Source organism: Cellulomonas algicola, from assembly GCF_003851725.1.
In the GTDB taxonomy this organism is placed as follows: domain Bacteria; phylum Actinomycetota; class Actinomycetes; order Actinomycetales; family Cellulomonadaceae; genus Cellulomonas; species Cellulomonas algicola.
On record NZ_BHYL01000490.1, the window covers coordinates 1 to 1,054 of the forward strand.

Annotated in this window: 1 protein-coding gene; it reads right to left on the reverse strand. The window is 79.6% G+C overall.

Features of this window, described 5'->3' with window-relative positions; all coding sequences use genetic code 11:
- The coding region (locus CTKZ_RS21870) for a winged helix-turn-helix domain-containing protein (RefSeq protein ID WP_200829877.1) at positions 1-1,054 on the reverse strand (1,054 nt) is incomplete at both ends.

Below are 1,054 nucleotides of genomic sequence, written 5' to 3' on the forward strand. Positions count from 1 at the left end.
GGGCCGCCGCGTCGGCCGCCGCCGCACCGTGCGCGAGGTGCGCCGCGGCGGTCGCCGGGGCGAGCCCCTCGTGCGCCTCGGTGCGGCCCAGCAGGTAGAGCGCGAGCGCGCGGGTCGGCGGTGCGACACCCGCCGCGTCGAGGTCCACGGTGGGCGCGTCGTGCGCGTCGTTCGGGACACCGTCCGGACCGACCGACGAGCCGAGCGCGCTCGCGAGCACCTGCGCGAGCAGCTCGTCGTCGGGCCCCCACGCGGCGACGACGCGCTGGATCTGCGGGAAGACCGTCGGGTCGCCGCGCCCGTCGAGCAGGTCGGCGGCGGCCTGCGCGAGCAGCAGCCACGCGTCGCGCCGCCCCTGCGCGACCACGAGGGCGCACAGGCGACGCAGCAGCGTCGTGTCGCCCGCGACGAGCACCTCGGGCCAGTGCGCCTGCAGGACGTCGACCGCGAGCGCACCGTCGCCCGCGGCGCACGCGTGCCGGACCGCGGCGGGCCAGTCGGTGTCGCGGCGGTGGTGCGCGACCGTGCGGTGCGCGGCGGTCAGCGCGGCCGGGTCGCGGCGGGACAGCAGGACGCGGCACTGCGCGGCGAACAGCCCGTGCCAGCGGTACGCGGTCGCGTCCGGGGTCGTCGCCGGCGTGAGGAACAGGCCGCGCGCGACGCAGTCGTCGAGCAGCGCGGCGCCGCCGGGCACGAGCGCCTCGGCCAGCCCGGGGTCGATCACGTCGTCGACGGTCGCGAGCAGCACGAACGCCCCGAGCGGCGCGGGCAGCCCGGCCAGGACCTCGTCGACGACGTAGTCCGCGACCGGGACCGCGCTCGACGGGACCGCACCCAGGCGGCGCGCCACGTCGGGGCCCGTCGCGACGCCCATGAGGATCATGCGCACCGCGACCGCCCAGCCGTCGGTCAGCGCGCGCAGCTGCTCGCCGGCCGCGCGGTCGAGCGTCACGCCCGCCGCGGCGGCCACCCGGACGACCTCGTCGGCGCCGAGCGCGAGCGACACCGCGCGCACCTCGCCGAGCTCGCCCGCGACGCGCAGCCGGTGCAGCGG